We start from the raw sequence: 18,327 nt of genomic DNA, 5'->3' as shown, positions 1-18,327 counted from the left end.
AACTTTTCCGATAAAAAATGCCTCCATTTTATCGGACAGGCTCAGAACGGCGATAACGATCGAACGCTGAAGAGGACTTGGATGACAATGCCGGTCATCGACTGGTCGGAATCCGATGGAAAGAGAACCTTTGAAAGGTTCGCAAAGATTTCCTCTTGAATGATGGCAAGCCAGCGCCTCAATCAACGTCAGTGGGCTTGCGAGATCTCAAAAAACCCAAAACGTGCCGTTAGAAAGAGCGACAAATATACTTGGCAGGCAGTGTAAAGGACCGCCGGGAATGAACGATATGGTGCGTAGTCATAATGGTCGGAAAAAGGCCGAACTTCCAGGAAGCAAATAAACGAAGAGCTTATATGTTCGATCCACCGGCATGAGGACGTTTGACCTGATTTGCCAGGAACCGCTGTTCCCGCGAGGCCGTTACTAAAAGCACGGAACCGGAACTCTACAAGGTTGGCCATGCAAGCCCGAGCGATGCTGATACCAAACGAGATTGCCAAGCGAACCATTTAATAAATTTACCAAAAAGAAACTGAAAACACAACACAACAAGACAACGAAGACGGCACGATTCGGCTGATGAACGGAAGCATGGAAGGCTCTTCAGGCGGAGAATGCGAAGACTCAAGACAGCGATCCGGTTGGCGGCGGCGAAGGAGCAGATCACGGCTTCGTTGGCTAGGGCCGGGGCGAGGTCGCCGGCGTTATTGTTTGACGCGGCGAAGGGCGATCTGCAGTTTGCGGAGGACGGCGGGCTTGCCAATGCGGCGGCGATCGTCGAGCGGCTGACGCGTGAGTTTCCGGAGCAGTTCGGAACGGAACGTCCGGTGTCGATAGATGCGGGTGCGGGACGTGTGATGGCTCCGGCACTCACGAAAGAAGCACTGTCACGGATGTCTGCGAGCGAGATCGCAAAGCTCGATTGGGCGGAGGTGCGGCAGGTTCTGTCGGCACCTTAATGTAAAAGTGAAAATGCAAAATGTGCTGAGAGATCCGGCCAAAGCCGGGAACCAAAAGCTACTTTTCCACTAGCTGAAGCTAGTGGAATCTTATAGATAAGAAAACACAGGAGAAAAAACATATGTCATTAGAATTTATACCAACAGTATGGGCGGCGAGGCTGCTTACCGCTCTCAACAACTCTCTCGTATATGGACAGGCGAATGTGTGCAATCGCGATTACGAAGGCGAGATCCAAAAGGCCGGAAATACGGTCAAGATCGCATCGGTCAGCGACGTTTCGGTCAACAACTATACAAAGGACGCCGATATCGCGGATCCCGAGATCTTGTCGGACGACGACCAGACCCTGTTGATAGATCAGCAGAAGTATTTTAACTTTTATGTCGATAGCGTCGATCGTGCCCAGCAGAATGTAAATGTGTTGGACGAAGCGATGCGTCAGGCGGGATGGAAACTGCGAAATGTGGCGGACACATACATTGCCGGGCTGATGGAAACGGACGTGCCGACCGATAACAAGATAGGCTCGGTGGCCGTACCGATCGTGCCGACCAAAGACAATGCGTACGAATACCTCGTCGATCTTGGCGTCAAGCTCGACGAATCGAACACGCCGATCGACGGCCGGTTTGTCGTCGTGCCGGCCTGGTTTCACGGGTTGCTGCTCAAGGACGACCGCTTTGTGCGGTCCGGAACCGCGACCGGCGACCATAGGCTCAGAAACGGCGAGGTGGGCGAGGCGGCGGGATTTTCGATCCTCAAATCGAACAACGTACCGCACACCACTGGGACGAAATACAAGATCCTCGCGGGCCATTCGATCGCGACGTCGTATGTCGAACAGGTCGTCGATGTCCAAACGTACAAGCCGGAAAAGCGCTTTGGCGATGCTGTCAAAGGACTGCACGTATACGGTGCCAAGGTCGTGAGGCCAACGGCGCTGGCGTGCTTGATCGCGAATAAGGCGTAAAAGTTGGAGAGTTGCAGGAAGTTTCAGAGTTGCGGAGTTTTTGAGAATCGCGACTCTGCAACTCCTGCGACTTTCTGCAAATTCTTGAAAACTATGACTTCATTAGACAAACTAAAACTACTTACAGCATGGGATGTGGAGCCTGCTTTGACCGAAGTCGAACTCGGCGATACGCTTGCTGCGTTTGCACTCGAAGACGCAAATGGCCTCGCTCCCGTCAATGAGGAATGGACACCGACCTACGACCTGAACGCCGCCGCGGCTCAAGCATGGCTGATCAAATCCGCCCGTGCCGCTGCTACGGTCGATGAACCGACCGCAGGCGTCGTCACATCAAAGGTCTTTGACAACTGCCGAATAATGGCAAGGATGTATGCCGGAAAACGTGGAATGAGTATTTCGGTGAGATAATATATGCGTGAAAGCATATGTGTAAAACAGGGCGGCCGCGGGGCCGTCCTGTTTTTTGTCAGGCACTGGCGGTCGGACGGCGATCGAGTAAGAACTCGTCCATATCACCAACTGTCAATGCTTTTGAAAAATGGAATCCCTGGCCGGCCTCGCAGCCGAGCAGTTGGAGTTCGCTGATCTGTTCAGGGTGCTCGATGCCTTCGGCGATGGTCTTGAGGTTGAGCGAGTCGCCCATCATTATTATCGCGCGTGCGACGGCGTTGCCCTCCCGGCCCTGGCCGAGTTTGTCGATGAACGATTTGTCGATCTTGAGGATGTCGATCGGGAATCGCTGCAGATAGCTGAGGCTCGAATAGCCGGTACCGAAATCGTCGATGGCGAGGCGTACACCGAGTTTTTTCAGCTCGTGGAGTTTTGCGATGGTCGCCTCGGTGTCCTGCATCATAAAGCTCTCCGTGATCTCCAGTATCAGCGAACGCGGCGGCAGGCCCGAGTTGCGAAGCGCCCGGCTGACGAGCTCGACGAGCTCTGCCTGCAGGAACTGGCGAATCGAAATATTGACCGTTACGGCGACATCGAGATCTTCCGGATACTGCACCCGCCATGCCTGAACCTGACGGCAAGCTTCGCCGAGGATCCATTCGCCTAGCGGCACGATGAGGTTCGTCTCCTCTGCCATCGGGATGAATTTCATCGGTGCGAGCAGGCCGAGTCGCGGATGCATCCAGCGCACCAAGGCTTCCATGCCGAGCATTTTGTTCGATTGCAGATCGAGGATCGGCTGGTAGTGAAGGACAAATTCACGCTTTTCTATTCCGCGGCGAAGCTCTTCTTCGAGTTCGATCCGCTCCATCAAAGCCTCGTGCATCTTGGCTTCGAAAACGATGTGTTTGCCTTTGCCCTGGCTCTTTGCAAGGTACATCGCGAGGTCGGCGTTACGGAGCAATTCTTCGGACGAAAGTGCGGCAGGCGAACTGACGGCTATTCCAATGCTGGTTCCGACGTGGATCTCTTTGCCGTCAACGACAAAAGGCTGGCGAAATACTGAGAGAATTCGTTCGGCGATCATGACGGCCTCGTCAGGCCGGTACATCGTTTCGACGAGGACGGCAAACTCGTCGCCGCCGAGCCGGGCTGCCGTATCAGCCTCGCGCAGGCAATCCTGCAAGCGTTCGGCGACACAGACCAGCAGCTTGTCACCGGCCGCGTGGCCGAGCGAATCATTTATCGCCTTAAAATTATCGAGATCAAGGAAAAGAACGGCCAGCGATGTATTTGCACGCGCGAGCTTGGTCAGTGCGTGATCGACCCGATCCTTAAAGAGTACTCGGTTTGCGATCTTAGTCAGCGGATCATGCAGTGCCTGATGCGTCAGCTGATCTTCGAGCGATTTGCGGTCGGTGACGTCCATCATCGAGCCGAGCATTCGCAGGGGCGTTTCGTTGTCGTAAACGACATAGCCGCGGTCAATGACAAAAGCATACGAGCCGTCGGCACGCCTGAAACGATATTCGTCCGACCAATTTGTGTGGCCGCTCTCGATATGACGGTGGATGTCATGTACCACGCGTTCCGAATCGTCAGGATGCAAACGCCCGATCCAAGAATCAAGGCCGCCGCCGATGGCTTCGCTCTCGTAGCCGAAGAGCTTTTGAAAGCCCTCATTCCACCAGATCTCATTCGTCGAAAGATTCCAATCCCAAACGGCATCGCTGGTCGCCCGGGCGACGAGTTCGAAGCGTTCCTGACTTCGGATCAATGCGTCTTCGGCACGCTTGCGCTCGATCGCCAATGCGATCTGATCGGCGACCGACGTCAATAATTCCACGTCGCGATACGTATACGTATCGGAATTCTCATAGTCCTGGACGACCAACACTCCAATGTTGCCTGACGGCGTCTTGAGCGGTACCCCGAGCCAGATCGGCGAATCGGTGCCGACCGATTCGACCTCGCCGCGTTCGATCAGACGTTTCGCATCGGCGTCGGTAAACAACATCGAACGCCCTTTACGAAATACATACGCGCTCAGGCTGCGGCCAACCTTGAGCGGTGCCGGCATTGGGTCGTATTTATCGACCCAGAACTGCATGGTAAGCATCTCGGTCTCGGGATCGAAAAGGGCGACGAAAAAGTTTTCGGCATAGACGATCTTTTTGATCGTGCGGTGAATGAGTTCGAATAATTCCTCGAGATTGGCGGTAGAGGCGGCCCCGTGGATGATGCGTGAGATGGCACGGGATTCGGCTTCGAGCCGTTTGCCCTTTGTAATGTCGCGGGCGACGCAGATCAATTTGTGCGAATCGGTCGCTGAATCGAATATGGTCGAGGTCGAAACTGATACGGGGAACCGGCTGCCGTCCTTTCGCTGGCAATGCATTTCAAAGCGGTTTCCGAGTGCACTCTTGTGCAGCGAACGCTCAAACATCTTTTCAAAGAAGCGGCGGTTTCGGGTGAGAATTTCGACGGATCGGCCGACAAGCTCGGCTTCGGAAAAGCCCGTCAGCTCAAGCGTTGCAGGATTGATCCGTTCGATCCTGGCATCAGCGTCGAGGACAAGGATCGCGTCCGAGATCGAGTTGAAGATGTTGTCACCGAGGCTTTGCGCTGACAAATCGCCGACGAAGCTATCGACCGGCGCCGAATTCGATTGGGTGACCGATTCCACTTCGCTAAACGTCAATGGGATCGAACGATCCTGACTCAGATTATTGTGCAGTTGGGATTCCATTTGTTTTTTTGGGCCGGATTGGGGGAAACAGATCCATCGGTCCGGCATTTGCCGGAAGGACAGAGCTACCTAGATGATGTATTAAACAATGTTTAATTGTCAAGAAAATACTTCAACGACACATTCGCTGAAGTCTTCGCCTGATTCAACTATAATGAGCATCGAATGAACGAAAAGATAAACGTGATTGGCGGTGGATTGGCTGGTGTAGAAGCGGCATGGCAGGCGGCGGAGTTGGGTGCGCGAGTTAGGTTGTACGAGATGCGGCCCGTGCAGCAGACGCCCGCACATCGGACCGACCAACTCGCAGAGATCGTTTGTTCAAATTCGCTCAAAACGGATGAGCCTGGCTCGGCACCTTATCTGTTGAAAGAAGAGCTGAGACGCGGCGGTTCGATGGTGCTGGAGGTTGCTCACGCGACTCGCGTTCCGGCTGGTGCGGCTTTGTCGGTGGACCGCGGGAAGTTTGCGGAGATGATAACCGAACGCGTTGAGGCTCATCCGGATATTGAGGTGATCAGGGAGGAAGTTACGGAAATTCCGGCGGATGAGATCTCAATAATCGCGACAGGGCCCCTGACCTCGGACGCGTTGACCAAAGAGATCATGAAGCTGACGGGCGACGATCAGCTTTATTTTTATGATGCGATCGCACCGATCATCGCGGCGGATTCGATAGATATGTCGATCGCGTTCAAGGCGGCCCGGTATGACAAAGGCGGCGACGATTATATAAATTGCCCGATGGACCGCGATCAGTACGAGGTATTTATCGACGCGGTTCTGAACGCGAAATCCGTCCCGCTCAAACGGTTTGAGGACACGCATTGGTTCGAATCGTGCCTGCCGATCGAAGAGATCGCCCGCCGCGGGCCTGAGACACTGCGGTTTGGACCGATGAAGCCGAAGGGCCTTCGGCACCCGAAGACCGGTGAAGAGCCGTGGGCGTGTGTGCAGCTTAGACAGGAAAATATGATGGCAGACGCGTATGGAATGGTCGGTTTTCAGAATCATCTGCGATATGGTGAGCAGGAACGCGTCCTAAAACTCATTCCCGGCCTCGAGAACGCTGAATTCCTGCAATTCGGCCAGATCCACCGCAATACATTCATCAACAGTCCAAAGATATTAAACGAATCGCTCGAAACACGCACAAATCCGCGACTCTTTTTCGCCGGCCAGATCACCGGCGTCGAAGGCTACGTCGAATCCGTCGCCACCGGCTGGCTCGCCGGCATCAACGCCGTTCGGGTCGCTCGCGGTTTCGATATGGTATCCGCGCCGTTAACATCGGCGATCGGAGCGCTATGTCGCTACGTCTCAAACGTCGAGACCAAAAATTTTCAGCCGGTGAATATTACGTTCGGTTTGCTCGAACCGCTGCCGGTCGAGCTTCGAAAGAAACACCGAAATAAAAGAGAAAGGCACGGCATTCAGGTCGAACGTGCCCTTGAGGATTGGGATGAATGGATCAAAGAGCTATAACGCTTTCCAATCTTTTGAACTCGTGGTTAGAAATTTTTTCCATTCGGATTTCACGTTATCTCGATAGAGTCGAATTCGGAACGTTCGTTGACCGCGTTCTGTGCCGCCGATGCCATTGGTCTTTTGTGTATATACTCCGACTAGATCGAACGAGACCGAATTCATCGTGTGCCAGTCGAATTTTGGATCAGCGGGCGGGCCGAACGATTCGATCTTGCCTACGACATTGTCGTAGTTGATACTGCCGAAGATCTCCTTAACAGTAAACCGATCGATCAACGCTTGGATCTCCTGGTTCGTCGGATTTGGAATTCCCTCAAACCTGCTCGAATTCGGGAACGTGCGCCAAAAAGTGTATGAACCACCGTTGGCGTTATAGGCGGCGTAACCCGTTACGATCTGAAATATTTTCGGGTCATCGCTCTTAAGTTTGGTTGTATAGTCGCGCGTCCATATCCATTTTTGCGACGATGTGTCCCACGTTCGAGAACCAGGCTTACCAAAAGTAATTGAAACGGTTCGAGGACCGGACATATCCTTTTTGATCTGAGCTTCAGATGGTTGGGCATAGCCCGCGATCGCTGAAGCTATCACGAGGAGAATGCTGAACAGTCCAAAAGATGCGAGTTTTTTCATAAACGAAATGGTTATCTCCTAAAGTAAATTGAAATCAAATTTCGAAGTACTGTATCAGTACATGTTCGCGATCCAATCGGGTAGGTGCGAAAATATGCCGAAATGTTAGCATAGGATTGGCTTACGTCCTAGATTCTTGCAGGGATAAATCCGAATTATTATTAAGATCGATTCGTTATGGAACCAGCGGCAATTCTGATCATTCTCGCCGTATTTGTCGTCGCGGTCCTATATTCATCGGTCGGGCATGGCGGGGCTTCGGGGTATCTGGCGGTGATGGCGCTTTTGGCGGTGGCACCTGAGGTTACGCGGCCGACGGCATTGGCGTTGAATGTCATTGTCTCGATGATCGCATTGGTACAGTTCGCTCGATTGGGGCATTTTTCCTGGAGGCTGTTTTGGCCATTTGCAGTTACGTCGATACCGTTTGCGTTCATCGGTGGAAACATCGATCTGCCGATGCACATTTATAAGGTCGTTCTCGGCGTTGTGCTGATAGTGACGGCGCTCCGACTTTCGCTGAATATCAGATCAAAAGGCGAAATAACCGAGCCGCGGCTGCCATTGGCCTTCGCGATCGGTGCGGCGATAGGGTTGGTTTCCGGTCTTGTCGGCGTCGGTGGCGGTATCTTCCTCACGCCGGTTCTGCTGTTGATGAATTGGTCAGAGGCACGTGTTGCTGCGGGCGTTTCGGCGTTGTTTATTCTGGTAAATTCCATCGCTGGTCTCGCGGGTGTTTATGAGAAAGCCCTTGCATTGCCGATGAGTGTGTTGCCTTGGGTCGTGGCTGCCGTTATAGGAGGATCGATCGGATCAACGATGGGTTCGAAAAGGTTCGACTCGTTGACGCTCCGACGTGCCCTCGCAATTGTGCTGGTTGTCGCGGGCGTGAAGTTAATTATTGTCTAGGCATATATTCTCGCGGTTTTGCAATCAAATGGAGAGAATAGAACGCGGATAAAGCGGATTCGGCGGATTTTCGCTGATCAGAAGTCTTATTTCATATCCGTGCAGATCCGTCTCATCTGTCTGATCAGCGTTCGATTTCTTTACAGCTTTAATGAAGTCAGTCTTGTTCACAATTTTGGCATTGACGATCAGCGTTTCGGCGCAATCGGGCCGTATAAAGCCGAGCCCGACGCCGACGCCTACGCCGCAGGATCGGACGTCAGTTGGTTACGTCCCGACCCAGATCAAAACGCCTCCGGGCGCAAAACCGACACCAACGCCCACGGTAGACGATATCGTCAAGGTCGATTCGACGCTCGTGCCGATCCCGGTTTCGGTCCTGGACGCGAACGGACGCTCGGTTTCGAACCTGCACGAGAAAGATTTTGAACTGCGGATCGACGGCAAACTCGCGGAGATGGGCGAGATATTCCGGAGCGATGCACCGATCAGGCTCGCGATGCTGTTTGATAATTCATCGAGCGTGCTGATCGCCCGCGATTTCGAACGCGAGGCCGCTATCCGATTTTTCCGCCGCGTTATCCGACCTGAAAAAGATCAGGCCGCGTTGTTTTCGGTCGCCGATTACACGAGGCTCGAACAGCCGTTTACAAGCGACATCGACCGGCTCATACAGGCGATACAGCTGTTCCCCGAACCTAAAGGAGCTACGGCATTGCTCGACGGTATCGTCGAGGCCGCCGATTATCTTAAAAAGTCCACGGGCCGCCGCGTGCTGGTCATTGTCTCGGACGGCGAAGACACATACAGCGAGCAAAAGAACACGCTCGAAGCAGTTGTTCGCCTCTTGCATATCAACAACGTCCAGGTCTATGTGGTGAAAACAAAGGACTTTGAGAATTACAAACGCAGCGGGACGCGTACCGGCAACGCCAACATTCACGCTCTCACTGCCGAACGACGGATGCTCGAGATCACGGCTCAAACCGGCGGAGCCGTCTATTCCCCGATCGACGAACGCGAAATGAAAGACGCCTTCGACCGCATCTCAGGCGAACTCGCACAGCAATACGTGATCAGCTATTACCCGGAAACTGAGACGGACAAGGCGGGCGAATTTCGCGAGATCGCGGTGACCGTCAAGACCAAACAAAACGTGACCGTAAGGGCGAGAAAAGGGTATTATGTGGGGAAGAAGTGACCCATGCTCAACGACCATCTCGCACAATTTCTCCAGCACCTCAAATACGAGCGTAATGTGAGCCCGCACACGCTGCGTAATTATACGAGCGATCTCGAGCAGTTTCGGCTGCATTTATTTAAGGTCGAAAAGCGTCAAGACGTGCCTGTCGCGGAGATCGATCGTCTGACGATCCGCGAATGGATGGCGGAGCTTCACGCGGATCATAAGAAAACAAGCGTGGCGAGGAAACTAGCAAGTTTACGCACCTTTTTCCAGTTTCTCGTTCGCGAAGGCAAGCTCGAATCGAATCCTGCAAAACAGGTCGCAACGCCAAAGATCGAACGTACATTGCCCAATCATCTCTCCATCGAAGACGCCGTTCGCTTTATCGAGACACCCGACATCAACACCGACCTCGGCCGCCGCGACCGTGCGATCATTGAATTTTTGTACGCGACGGGAATTCGTGTCGGCGAGCTTGTGAGCATTGACCTGCGCGACATTGATTTTCGCGAAAAGATGGTCCGCGTCACCGGCAAACGCAAAAAACAGCGCATCGTGCCGTTCGGCGAACCGGCGTTGCAAGCGTTGATGTTGTATCTCGAAACGACTCGCGGCACATTTCTCAATGAATGCCCCGAAGCCGATCGCGACCTGCAGGCCGTATTTCTCCACCGCCGCGGCGGCCGCATCACGACCCGCAGCGTCGGCCGAATGATCGACAAATACATTCGCCAATGTGCCGATATCCACGACATTAGCCCGCATAGCCTGCGGCACACGTTCGCTACGCACCTATTAGACCAAGGCGCCGACCTCCGCGACATCCAGGAACTCCTCGGCCACGCGAGGCTGTCGACGACGCAAATATACACGCAGGTCTCAATGGAAAAGATGATCGAGGTTTATGATAAGGCTCATCCAAAAGCCTGAGCAACAAGATACCTAACGATGGTTATGACTCCAATAAATGCCATGAAAAGAATTAGAACTAGGCAGCCGATGACTACTACCGGGACGAGATCGTCCTTCCAATTTCGCTTGTATTCATCGGCCTGAGGTTCATCACTAACCTTAAAATAGTGGCAATGGAAGTCCGAGTCTTCGTTGATCAGGTAATCGAGTTCAGCATGAGTTTCATCTTTATTGTCTTCTGTAATGCGAAGTCCGGCCTTAAGGAACTCGATTCCGTACCTTAAATATCCAGTCGTATTTCCCTGAGTAAATGACTCGTCGGCACCTCCTCCATACGTGTAAATGGCAAAGTGTGCACTCTCCTTAGAAACGGCAGAATCCAAGCAATCGACGATCTTACTGATTTCGACTTTGTCCATTTAAAAGGAACCAAACTACGCTGAAATCGAAAGTTTCACACCTATGCCGTTCAGGACCTTCAAGATCGTATCGTATCTCGGCTTCGCCCCCGGAGTGAGAGCCTTGTAGAGACTCTCTCGACCTAGTCCGCTTTCCTTGGCGATCCCAGCCATGCCGCGAGCCTTGGCAACGTCTGCGATCGCTGCGAGAAAAACGTCCGGATTTTTGTACTCAAGTGCCGCAGTGAGATATTCGGCTATCGCTACGTCACTCGTCAGATATTCTGAAGCATCAAATTTAGTCAGTTTCGCCATTTTTAATTTCTTCACTTTCCAACTCACTCACGACCGCCCAAATGTATCCAAATAGATACAATTTGTCAAGGTTGATTGACGCTCTTTATTGGCTTATGATGCAATTCATTGGTATTTAATCAAGTTTGGTACTCATCCGGAATATGAAAAAGATCAACCTGTTTGTAATCGCCCTTTTCGTTTTTTCCTCGGCTATATTTGCTCAAGAAAAACTGCTTTCGATCGACGACATCTACAATCCTGATCCCGCGAAGCGGGTGCGGTTTTCGGGGGCGTTGCCGCAGTTGCGGTGGGCGCCGAACGGGAAGTCGCTGATGCAGATCGCCGGCGGCAAACTGCTGCGGGTCGATCCGGTCAGCGGGAATTCGGCACCGTATTTTGACACGATGCAGTTTATAAATGCGGCGGCTCGTGCGGGCATTGGGGCACGTTTGGCCCAGCGGATCGTTGATTCCGGAGACTTTACGTTCGACGCCGGCGAGGCGAAGGTGTTGTTCAACTTCGAAGGCGATATCTATTTGTTCGATATCGCAACGGTAGTCACTAAGCGCGTAACGAACACTCGTGAAGAGGAAAAAGAAGCTGATTTCAGCCCCGACGCAAAATGGGTGAGCTTTGTTCGCGGTAATGATCTCTACGTGATCGACCTCGCGAAATCGGGCGAAAAGCAGCTCACACGTGACGGTAAAGAGGGCGACAAGCCGATCTACAACGGCTATCTCGATTGGGTCTACGAAGAGGAGCTCTACGGCCGCGGAAACAAGCGTGGCTATTGGTGGTCGCCCGATTCGACGCGGATCGCGTTCTTACGTCTCGACGAATCGCCGGTGTCCAAATTTATCCTCACAAACGACGTGACGCAGCCGCAGGTCGTCGAGACGATGAGCTATCCGAAGGCCGGCGAGCCGAATCCGATCGTTCGGATCGGCATCGCGAATGTCACTAAGAACTCGCTCATGCCCAACGTCGGCCGTATTCCAAAGGTTGGCGAACGCCTGCCGCCGACGCTGCTTCGATTTGGGGATTCGGTCCAATTCGTTGATCTCGCGGCGTACAAGCCCGAAGATCTGCTCATCGCCCGCGTCGCGTGGTCGCCGGACAGCCGTGCGGTCGTTTTTCAGGCGCTCAATCGCGAGCAGACGTTTCTCGATCTCAATTCGGCTGACGAGAAAGGCAAGGTCACGAAGCTTATCAACGAGACGACGCCCGCGTGGGTAGAGGTTTACGATAACCCCAATTTTCTGGCCGACGGCACCGCCGTTTGGCAATCGGCCCGCAACGGTTGGCGGCATCTCTATTTGTACAAGAGCAACGGCGAGTTGGTCCGGCAATTGACCAACGGCAAATGGGAAATTCGCAGCGTCCACGGTGTCGATGAGAAAAACGGCTGGGTCTATTTTTCGGGAACGAAGGACAGTCATATCGCCGAAAACGCCTATCGGGTTGCTCTCACGGGCGGCGAACCTGAGCGTTTGACGCAAGGTGCGGGTGCCCATCAAGTGTCTTTCAACAAAGACCTTACGCACTTTATCGATGTCACGAGCGATGCTCTGACGCCGCCGCAGATGCGGCTCTACCGCGCGGACGGCTCACTCGAACGCGTCATTACTGAGAACAAGGTCGAGGTTCTGAAAGATTATCGCCTCAGCAACGTCGAATTTCTCAAGGTGCCGACGCGCGACGGTTTTCAGATGGAAGCGATGATGATCAAACCGCCTGATTTTGAGCCGTCGAAGAAATATCCGGTTTTCCAGTTCACATACTCAGGCCCGCACGCGCCTTCGGTGGCGAACCGATGGTTGGGAAGCCGTGGAATGTGGTTTCAGATGCTCGCTCAAAAGGGATACATCGTTTGGGTCTGCGACAACCGCTCAGCGAGCGGCAAAGGCGAAGAATCGGTCTGGCCGATCTATAAACGGATGTACGAGCTCGAGCTCCGCGACCTTGAGGACGGCATAAACTATCTCAAATCAACAGGTTACGTCGATGCCGATCGTATCGGCATTCACGGCTGGAGCTACGGCGGTTCGATGACGAGCTATGCAATGAACCACAGCAAAGCATGGAAACTCGGCATCGCCGGCGGCACCGGCACCGATTGGCGAAACTATGATTCGATCTATACCGAGCGTTACATGATGACGCCGAAGAGCAATCCCGAAGGCTACAACACGACCTCGATCGTAAGATCCGCCGCCGGACTTTCTGGCAAATTAATGCTCATCCACGGCCAGATCGACGATAACGTGCATATGCAGAACACGACGCAATACGCCTACGAACTGCAAAAGGCCGGCAAGCAGTTTGACCTGATGATCTACCCAACCGCCCGCCACGGCGTTACCGACCCGCGACAGGTCCATCATATGTATACGATGATGACGGATTATATTTTGAAGAATCTATAGGACTATCTCGTCGGACTGTAGGCGGTTGACGTCATCGAGACAATCGATGTCGCCAGCCGCTTTTTCAATGACAACTGTGTCAACGATCTCGATATGGTTTTGGATAATTTGACGAGCACCTTTGTCACCAGTCAGCTCGAATAGTTGGTGAAATATTTCCTTGGAAAACAGAGCGGGAACCCCAGTGGTTTTGCCGTATTTTGCGGCTACTATCGGCGGACGGGAGACGTTATAGGCCGTGATGAGTTTGTCGATATCTACTGAATTTACGTGCGGTTGATCGCACAGCGTAATTACCGCGGCGTCGAGGTTGGGCTCGATCTCCAGCATTCTCTCCAGGCCGGTGATTATTGACGAACTCATTCCCGCTTGCCAATTTTCGTTGATACAGATCGCAACTTCAAGGCCGTGGAGTTCCGCAGTCGCATGTTCGATCTCGGCGCCGAGGACGACGACGATCCGATCGCATTGTGAGCCAAAAAGTGTTTCAGCGGCGCGGCGGATGAGGGTTTTGCCTTGGAATTTTAGTAATTGTTTGGGCTGGCCGAGACGGGACGAGCCTCCGGCGGCGAGCAGGATTCCGCCGATTTTTGACTTGCTATTTTCGGTCATATATCGAGCCTTGGCGGTTGCGAAGGTGGCCACCGTTGCGGTTCGCGAGGACGGTTTGGATCTCGCCGATGATCGAAAGAGCGATGCCCTCGGGCGTGTCGGCACCGATGTCGAGGCCGGCCGGAGCGTAGAGACGGGCGAGTTGTTCGGGCGAGAACGAGCCGCCGATCTCTTCGAGAAGCTGTTCGGTACGGCGTTTTGGGCCGAGGGCTCCGATATAAAATGCGTCGGAGTTCAGTGCGGGCGGTAGAATATAGCGGTCCCGGGCGTAGTTGTGAGTCATTATCACGATGGCGGTTCGGTCGTCGGTTTCGAGATCTGACAGGACATCGCACGCCGTTTGATGGACGAGCATTTGTGCGGTCGGGAACCGTTCGGTCGTCAGGAATGCGTGCCGATGGTCGTGAACCGTGATCTGCCAGCCCAGTTCAGTTCCGATCCGGACAAACGGTATAGCATCCGCACCTGCCCCGAACAATTTAACGGCGAGCGGGATCTCAAACTCATCATTACTGATGCGATCTTCGTAGGCGACCCGCATCTTTCCGATGACGGGGCTGAATTTTCCTATCGGTTCGAGCCGAATATCGATAACGCCGCCGCAGCCCATGTTTAGGCTGAAAACCGAATCTTCGTTTCCAGTCGTGTCGTAGGTGAAGATCTCGGCCTCGCCGCTCGCGAGCACTTTCTTTCCACGTTCCAGCACGTCGGCCTCAAGGCAGCCGCCGGAAACTGTGCCGACCGTTTGCCCGTCCGCGAGCATCAGCATCCGGGCTCCGGGCAAACGATAGCCTGAGCCTTTGACGTCAATGACCGTCGCTAGGATCGCTTTGTCGCCGTCGGTAAACCTGGTGACGACTCGTAGGATTTCAGCAATTTCTTTCATCCAAACAGAAAGAGCGACCCAATAGTGAGGCCGCATCAATTACAAGCGTTCTTATCAATTGCCTCCAGCTTTAGCTGGAGGACTGGGCTAAAGCCCGCCGTCTTTTCCAAATTTAACCACTAGCTGAAGCAAGTGGCAACTGATGAGAATAACACCTACTCCGGACACGCCGCTCCATTGTCGACCCAATCATTCATTTTCTTGAGGAACTCGGCATGGCTGAGCGGCGGCGTAGTGCGGCCGTTGCCGGGTTCCCACGCCCAGAGAACTTTGGGATCGGTGGTAATGTGCTGCACGGCGTCCTTGGCGGTCTTTCGGCCGCCGTTTTGAAGTGGGTCTTTAAGATTTCGGCAAAGCTGAACGGCGGAAATGCCCTGAAACGGCATCTTCTGAGCGGCTCCGGGCATGTGCCAATCGGGAGCTCCCGGCGGCATGTTGTCGCCGTCAAGATTGATGTCCTGATGGCAAGTCGAGCAGCTCAGCTCGCCGACACCGCGGCCGTCAGGCCCGCGTTTCACTTCCATCGAATGCGGCGTCATCGAATCGCCTTGCGTCGGGGCGTCGCCCCCCGGATGGCAGTTCGCACATCTCGCCGAAAAGAACACCCTGACCGCGTCGTTAAATGCAGTGCGCGCCTTTGCCGGATCGGGATCGGAGACAATAGATTCGCTCGAAACAGTTGATGCCTCGACCCGAATCAAACGATCTGAACGGTCCGAATATGCAAAAAACGCGATCAGCAATCCTGCAGCAGCAATGACCGTCAATTTCAAATATTTGGAATAGCTAAACAAGTATCTCATTACGCTTTTGTCGCCAGATCCGCAGGTTTGATCGGCAAACTTCTGACACGTTTTCCGGTCGCCGCAAAAATAGCATTGACCAGAGCCGGTGCGATCGGCGGAGTTCCCGGTTCGCCGACGCCGCCGTGCGGAGCTTTACTTGGAACGATATGGACCTCGACCTTTGGCATTTCGCTCATGCGGAGCGTTCGGTAATCATTAAAGTTCTTTTGCTGGACGCGCCCGTCCTTGAACGTGATCTCATTGAACAGGGCCGAACTGAGACCGTAGACGATGCCGCCTTCCATCTGTGCGGCGACCGTATCCGGATTTACCACCTGTCCGCAATCGACAGCGCAGACGACGCGTTCGACCTTGACCTTGCCGTCAGCCGCGACGGTCACCTCGGCGACCTGTGCGACAAAGCTGCCGAAACTCTCGTGAACCGCAATGCCGCGGCCGACTCCAGCCTTGGGCCTTGTCGACCAGCCGGCCTTTTCGGCTGCCAATTTCAGGACGCCGGCATGGCGTGAAGCAGGATCGAGCATCGAAAGCCGCAATTCCAACGGATCTTTGCCCGCCGCGGCTGCGACCTCGTCCATAAAACACTCGGTCGAAAACGCCGTATGCGAACTGCCTACGGACCGCCAAAATCCGACCGGTACGCCCGTATCGACGCGGACCCAATCGCACTGAAAATTAGGGAAAGTGTATGGCAGGTCATGGGCACCTTCAAACGAGGTTCCGTCGGGCTGATCGTCCTTGAGCGTGAAACCGAACGCCGGGCCGACACGTGCCATGATCGCATCATTGACGACGCGATGGTGCCAAAATACGGGCTTGCCCGCGGCGTCGACGCCGGCAGACATTTTGTTGTAGGTGCCGGGACGATAAAAGTCGTTCTGCATATCGTCCTCGCGGGTCCAAATGACCTTGACCGGTTTTCCCGCAGCTTTTGAGAGCAGCACCGCATCGACCACGTAGTCCATTTCAAACCTGCGCCCAAACCCGCCGCCGAGCAGCGTAGTGTTGACCTTGACCTTTTCGATAGGCACTCCGGCTGCTTTTGCGACCGTTCCCTGAACGGCCATTTGGGCCTGAATACCGCCCCAGACCTCTGCACCGTCGGCCCGAACGTCGGCCGTGAAATTCATCGGTTCCATCGTCGCGTGGGCGAGGAACGGTGCCCAATAGACGGCATCGATGGTCTTCGCCGCGGTGGCTTTGGCGGCCGCGACATCGCCGATCTTCTTCGGAACGAGACCCTTTTTATTGTCTGCACCGTCAGCGAACGACTTCATTATCGTTTCGCTTGAAACTGTCGCCATCGCACCGTCGTCCCACGTCACCTTCAGTGCATTCCGTCCTTTTCGGGCATTTACGAAATTGTCGGCGACGACGCCGACGCCGTAGCCGAGCGGCACGACGTGGGTTACGCCTTTGACGGCTTTGGCCCCAGCGTCATCGACGGTCTTGACCTTGCCGCCGATGACCGGCGAACGCAGGATCGTCGCATATAGCATTCCCTGTACGCGAACGTCGATGCCGAAAACGGCTTTGCCGTTCACCTTGTCGGGTGAATCGAGGCGTTTAATGGCCTTACCGATATATTTGAAATCTTTCGGATCTTTGAGTTTCGGCTCTTTCGGCGGGGCGATCTTTGCGGCTGCCTCGAGCAGTTCGCCGTATGCGGCCGAGCGTTTTGATTCCGCGTGAATCACCTTGCCGCCTTCGGCCTTGCAAGTGTCAGGCGACACATTCCAGCTCTGAGCCGCGGCAGCCACCAGCATTTCACGAACGGCAGCCGCAGATTTGCGAAGCGGCATAAAAAAGCCCTTGACGCTCGAACTGCCGCCCGTGCCCTGCATTCCCATCGCCGGATTTATAAAAGCCTTGTCCGGCGGGGCAGCTTCGTACGAGACGTTTGACCATTCGACCTCGAGTTCGTCGGCGACGATCATCGGCAGCGAAGTGTAAACGCCCTGGCCCATCTCGACCTGGCTGACGACCACCGTAACTTTGCCGTCCTTGGCGATCCTGATAAAAGCATTCGGTTGAAAATCAGCGGCGGGGTCGATCTCGATGCCAAGCCGTTCAGCCGCCCGAGTGCCCAGCGGAAGATTGAATCCGAAAACCACTGCACCGCCGGCGACGATCGTTGCCTTGAGAAATGTACGCCTGTCTAATCCGGAAGTTTGTGTCATTTCGAGCCTCCGTTCATCGCGGCCAGCTTGATCGCGGATCTGATGCGGTTGTATGTGCCGCAGCGGCAAATTATCCCGGCCATTGCCTGATCGATATCTGCGTCGGTCGGTTTGGGTTTTGCTTTCAGTAAACCGGCGGCCGCCATGATCTGGCCCGATTGGCAATATCCGCATTGCGGAGCGTCGGCCTCGATCCAGGCTTTTTGCAGCGGATGGCTGTTGTCGTCGGACAAGCCCTCGATGGTAGTCACCTCCTTGCCGGCGACCGCACTCACCGGCGTTACGCAGGAACGCCGGGCTTCGCCATTGACGTGCACGGTGCAAGCGCCGCACTGGGCGATACCGCAGCCGAATTTAGTGCCCGTCAGTCCGAGCTCATCGCGAAGCACCCAAAGCAGCAACGTGCTCGGGTCCGCATTGGTCTCGTACTGCTTACTGTTTACGCTGATCTTAGCCATAAAAATAACCTCGCAGATCGCAAATCAGATGGATTTGATTGTCAGAAAGTGTAATAAA

Annotated in this window: 17 protein-coding genes; 8 read left to right on the top strand and 9 right to left on the bottom strand. The window is 54.2% G+C overall.

Annotated features, from left to right (window positions below; all coding sequences use genetic code 11):
• The first annotated feature begins 617 nt into the window (after positions 1–617).
• The 3 genes from IPK01_02545 (at position 618) to IPK01_02535 (ending at position 2,347) form a co-directional block, all read left to right on the top strand.
• Positions 618–962, top strand: a complete 345-nt coding sequence (locus tag IPK01_02545) for a hypothetical protein (GenBank protein MBK7932376.1) — start codon at positions 618–620, stop codon at positions 960–962.
• Positions 963–1,084: 122 nt separating this feature from the next.
• Positions 1,085–1,936, top strand: coding sequence for a P22 coat protein - protein 5 domain protein (locus IPK01_02540; GenBank protein MBK7932375.1), 852 nt, complete (start codon positions 1,085–1,087; stop codon positions 1,934–1,936).
• A gap of 93 nt (positions 1,937–2,029) precedes the next feature.
• Positions 2,030–2,347 carry a hypothetical protein gene (locus IPK01_02535; GenBank protein ID MBK7932374.1) on the top strand — a complete coding sequence of 106 codons (318 nt, stop codon included), beginning with the start codon at positions 2,030–2,032 and terminating at the stop codon, positions 2,345–2,347.
• 58 nt (positions 2,348–2,405) lie between these two features.
• Here the strand turns inward: IPK01_02535 and IPK01_02530 are convergent, their stop codons facing one another.
• Positions 2,406–5,078 (bottom strand): EAL domain-containing protein, encoded by a 2,673-nt coding sequence (locus IPK01_02530; GenBank protein MBK7932373.1) that lies wholly within the window; start codon positions 5,076–5,078, stop codon positions 2,406–2,408.
• 165 nt (positions 5,079–5,243) lie between these two features.
• Between IPK01_02530 and trmFO the strand changes: the two genes are divergently transcribed.
• Complete coding sequence (gene trmFO / locus IPK01_02525; protein MBK7932372.1) at positions 5,244–6,563, top strand: methylenetetrahydrofolate--tRNA-(uracil(54)-C(5))-methyltransferase (FADH(2)-oxidizing) TrmFO; 1,320 nt, start codon at positions 5,244–5,246, stop codon at positions 6,561–6,563.
• On the opposite strand, the gene IPK01_02520 is transcribed toward trmFO, so the two are convergent.
• A complete protein-coding gene (locus tag IPK01_02520) occupies positions 6,558–7,199 on the bottom strand; it encodes a hypothetical protein (GenBank protein MBK7932371.1) in 642 nt (213 codons plus the stop codon). The two genes, trmFO and IPK01_02520, sit on opposite strands and share 6 nt — an antisense overlap.
• 177 nt (positions 7,200–7,376) lie before the next feature.
• Between IPK01_02520 and IPK01_02515 the strand changes: the two genes are divergently transcribed.
• The 3 genes from IPK01_02515 to xerC all read left to right on the top strand — a co-directional run bounded on the left by IPK01_02515 (position 7,377) and on the right by xerC (position 10,224).
• Complete coding sequence (locus tag IPK01_02515; protein ID MBK7932370.1) at positions 7,377–8,108, top strand: sulfite exporter TauE/SafE family protein; 732 nt, start codon at positions 7,377–7,379, stop codon at positions 8,106–8,108.
• Positions 8,109–8,259: 151 nt separating this feature from the next.
• Positions 8,260–9,309: a VWA domain-containing protein gene (locus tag IPK01_02510; protein MBK7932369.1), complete on the top strand. Its 1,050-nt coding sequence runs from the start codon at positions 8,260–8,262 to the stop codon at positions 9,307–9,309.
• Positions 9,310–9,312: 3 nt separating this feature from the next.
• A complete protein-coding gene (xerC, locus tag IPK01_02505) occupies positions 9,313–10,224 on the top strand; it encodes a tyrosine recombinase XerC (GenBank protein ID MBK7932368.1) in 912 nt (303 codons plus the stop codon).
• On the opposite strand, the gene IPK01_02500 is transcribed toward xerC, so the two are convergent.
• The gene (locus IPK01_02500) at positions 10,209–10,625 is read right to left on the bottom strand and encodes a hypothetical protein (protein MBK7932367.1); all 417 of its coding nucleotides are present in this window, start codon (positions 10,623–10,625) and stop codon (positions 10,209–10,211) included. The genes xerC and IPK01_02500 overlap by 16 nt on opposite strands.
• Positions 10,626–10,640: 15 nt before the next feature.
• On the bottom strand, positions 10,641–10,919 hold the full coding sequence (locus IPK01_02495) for a putative addiction module antidote protein (GenBank protein MBK7932366.1): 279 nt from the start codon (positions 10,917–10,919) through the stop codon (positions 10,641–10,643).
• Between the two features lie 143 nt (positions 10,920–11,062).
• Between IPK01_02495 and IPK01_02490 the strand changes: the two genes are divergently transcribed.
• Positions 11,063–13,327: a DPP IV N-terminal domain-containing protein gene (locus IPK01_02490; GenBank protein ID MBK7932365.1), complete on the top strand. Its 2,265-nt coding sequence runs from the start codon at positions 11,063–11,065 to the stop codon at positions 13,325–13,327.
• Here the strand turns inward: IPK01_02490 and IPK01_02485 are convergent.
• The 5 genes from IPK01_02485 to IPK01_02465 all read right to left on the bottom strand — a co-directional run bounded on the left by IPK01_02485 (position 13,322) and on the right by IPK01_02465 (position 18,269).
• Positions 13,322–13,939, bottom strand: a complete 618-nt coding sequence (locus IPK01_02485; GenBank protein MBK7932364.1) for a nucleotidyltransferase family protein — start codon at positions 13,937–13,939, stop codon at positions 13,322–13,324. The two genes, IPK01_02490 and IPK01_02485, sit on opposite strands and share 6 nt — an antisense overlap.
• A complete protein-coding gene (locus IPK01_02480; GenBank protein MBK7932363.1) occupies positions 13,926–14,825 on the bottom strand; it encodes an XdhC family protein in 900 nt (299 codons plus the stop codon). Before IPK01_02480 ends, IPK01_02485 begins: the two co-directional genes overlap by 14 nt.
• Positions 14,826–14,980: 155 nt before the next feature.
• The gene (locus IPK01_02475; GenBank protein ID MBK7932362.1) at positions 14,981–15,628 is read right to left on the bottom strand and encodes a hypothetical protein; all 648 of its coding nucleotides are present in this window, start codon (positions 15,626–15,628) and stop codon (positions 14,981–14,983) included.
• On the bottom strand, positions 15,628–17,811 hold the full coding sequence (locus IPK01_02470) for a xanthine dehydrogenase family protein molybdopterin-binding subunit (protein MBK7932361.1): 2,184 nt from the start codon (positions 17,809–17,811) through the stop codon (positions 15,628–15,630). Before IPK01_02470 ends, IPK01_02475 begins: the two co-directional genes overlap by 1 nt.
• Positions 17,808–18,269, bottom strand: coding sequence for a (2Fe-2S)-binding protein (locus IPK01_02465; protein ID MBK7932360.1), 462 nt, complete (start codon positions 18,267–18,269; stop codon positions 17,808–17,810). The genes IPK01_02470 and IPK01_02465 overlap by 4 nt, the downstream gene beginning before the upstream one ends.
• Between the last annotated feature and the right edge of the window lie 58 nt (positions 18,270–18,327).

This window comes from Acidobacteriota bacterium, assembly GCA_016713675.1.
Taxonomy (GTDB): Bacteria; Acidobacteriota; Blastocatellia; order Pyrinomonadales; family Pyrinomonadaceae; genus OLB17.
This window is presented reverse-complemented; position numbering and strand designations above follow the sequence as displayed.

Excerpts from the sequence above, each read along its gene's own strand:
- IPK01_02545 (MBK7932376.1), top strand. The coding sequence starts at position 618 with ATGCGAAGACTCAAGACAGCGATCCGGTTGGCGGCGGCGAAGGAGCAG.
- IPK01_02540 (MBK7932375.1), top strand. The coding sequence starts at position 1,085 with ATGTCATTAGAATTTATACCAACAGTATGGGCGGCGAGGCTGCTTACC.
- IPK01_02535 (MBK7932374.1), top strand. The coding sequence starts at position 2,030 with ATGACTTCATTAGACAAACTAAAACTACTTACAGCATGGGATGTGGAG.
- IPK01_02530 (MBK7932373.1), bottom strand. The coding sequence starts at position 5,078 with ATGGAATCCCAACTGCACAATAATCTGAGTCAGGATCGTTCGATCCCA.
- trmFO (MBK7932372.1), top strand. The coding sequence starts at position 5,244 with ATGAACGAAAAGATAAACGTGATTGGCGGTGGATTGGCTGGTGTAGAA.
- IPK01_02520 (MBK7932371.1), bottom strand. The coding sequence starts at position 7,199 with ATGAAAAAACTCGCATCTTTTGGACTGTTCAGCATTCTCCTCGTGATA.
- IPK01_02515 (MBK7932370.1), top strand. The coding sequence starts at position 7,377 with ATGGAACCAGCGGCAATTCTGATCATTCTCGCCGTATTTGTCGTCGCG.
- IPK01_02510 (MBK7932369.1), top strand. The coding sequence starts at position 8,260 with ATGAAGTCAGTCTTGTTCACAATTTTGGCATTGACGATCAGCGTTTCG.
- xerC (MBK7932368.1), top strand. The coding sequence starts at position 9,313 with ATGCTCAACGACCATCTCGCACAATTTCTCCAGCACCTCAAATACGAG.
- IPK01_02500 (MBK7932367.1), bottom strand. The coding sequence starts at position 10,625 with ATGGACAAAGTCGAAATCAGTAAGATCGTCGATTGCTTGGATTCTGCC.
- IPK01_02495 (MBK7932366.1), bottom strand. The coding sequence starts at position 10,919 with ATGGCGAAACTGACTAAATTTGATGCTTCAGAATATCTGACGAGTGAC.
- IPK01_02490 (MBK7932365.1), top strand. The coding sequence starts at position 11,063 with ATGAAAAAGATCAACCTGTTTGTAATCGCCCTTTTCGTTTTTTCCTCG.
- IPK01_02485 (MBK7932364.1), bottom strand. The coding sequence starts at position 13,939 with ATGACCGAAAATAGCAAGTCAAAAATCGGCGGAATCCTGCTCGCCGCC.
- IPK01_02480 (MBK7932363.1), bottom strand. The coding sequence starts at position 14,825 with ATGAAAGAAATTGCTGAAATCCTACGAGTCGTCACCAGGTTTACCGAC.
- IPK01_02475 (MBK7932362.1), bottom strand. The coding sequence starts at position 15,628 with ATGAGATACTTGTTTAGCTATTCCAAATATTTGAAATTGACGGTCATT.
- IPK01_02470 (MBK7932361.1), bottom strand. The coding sequence starts at position 17,811 with ATGACACAAACTTCCGGATTAGACAGGCGTACATTTCTCAAGGCAACG.
- IPK01_02465 (MBK7932360.1), bottom strand. The coding sequence starts at position 18,269 with ATGGCTAAGATCAGCGTAAACAGTAAGCAGTACGAGACCAATGCGGAC.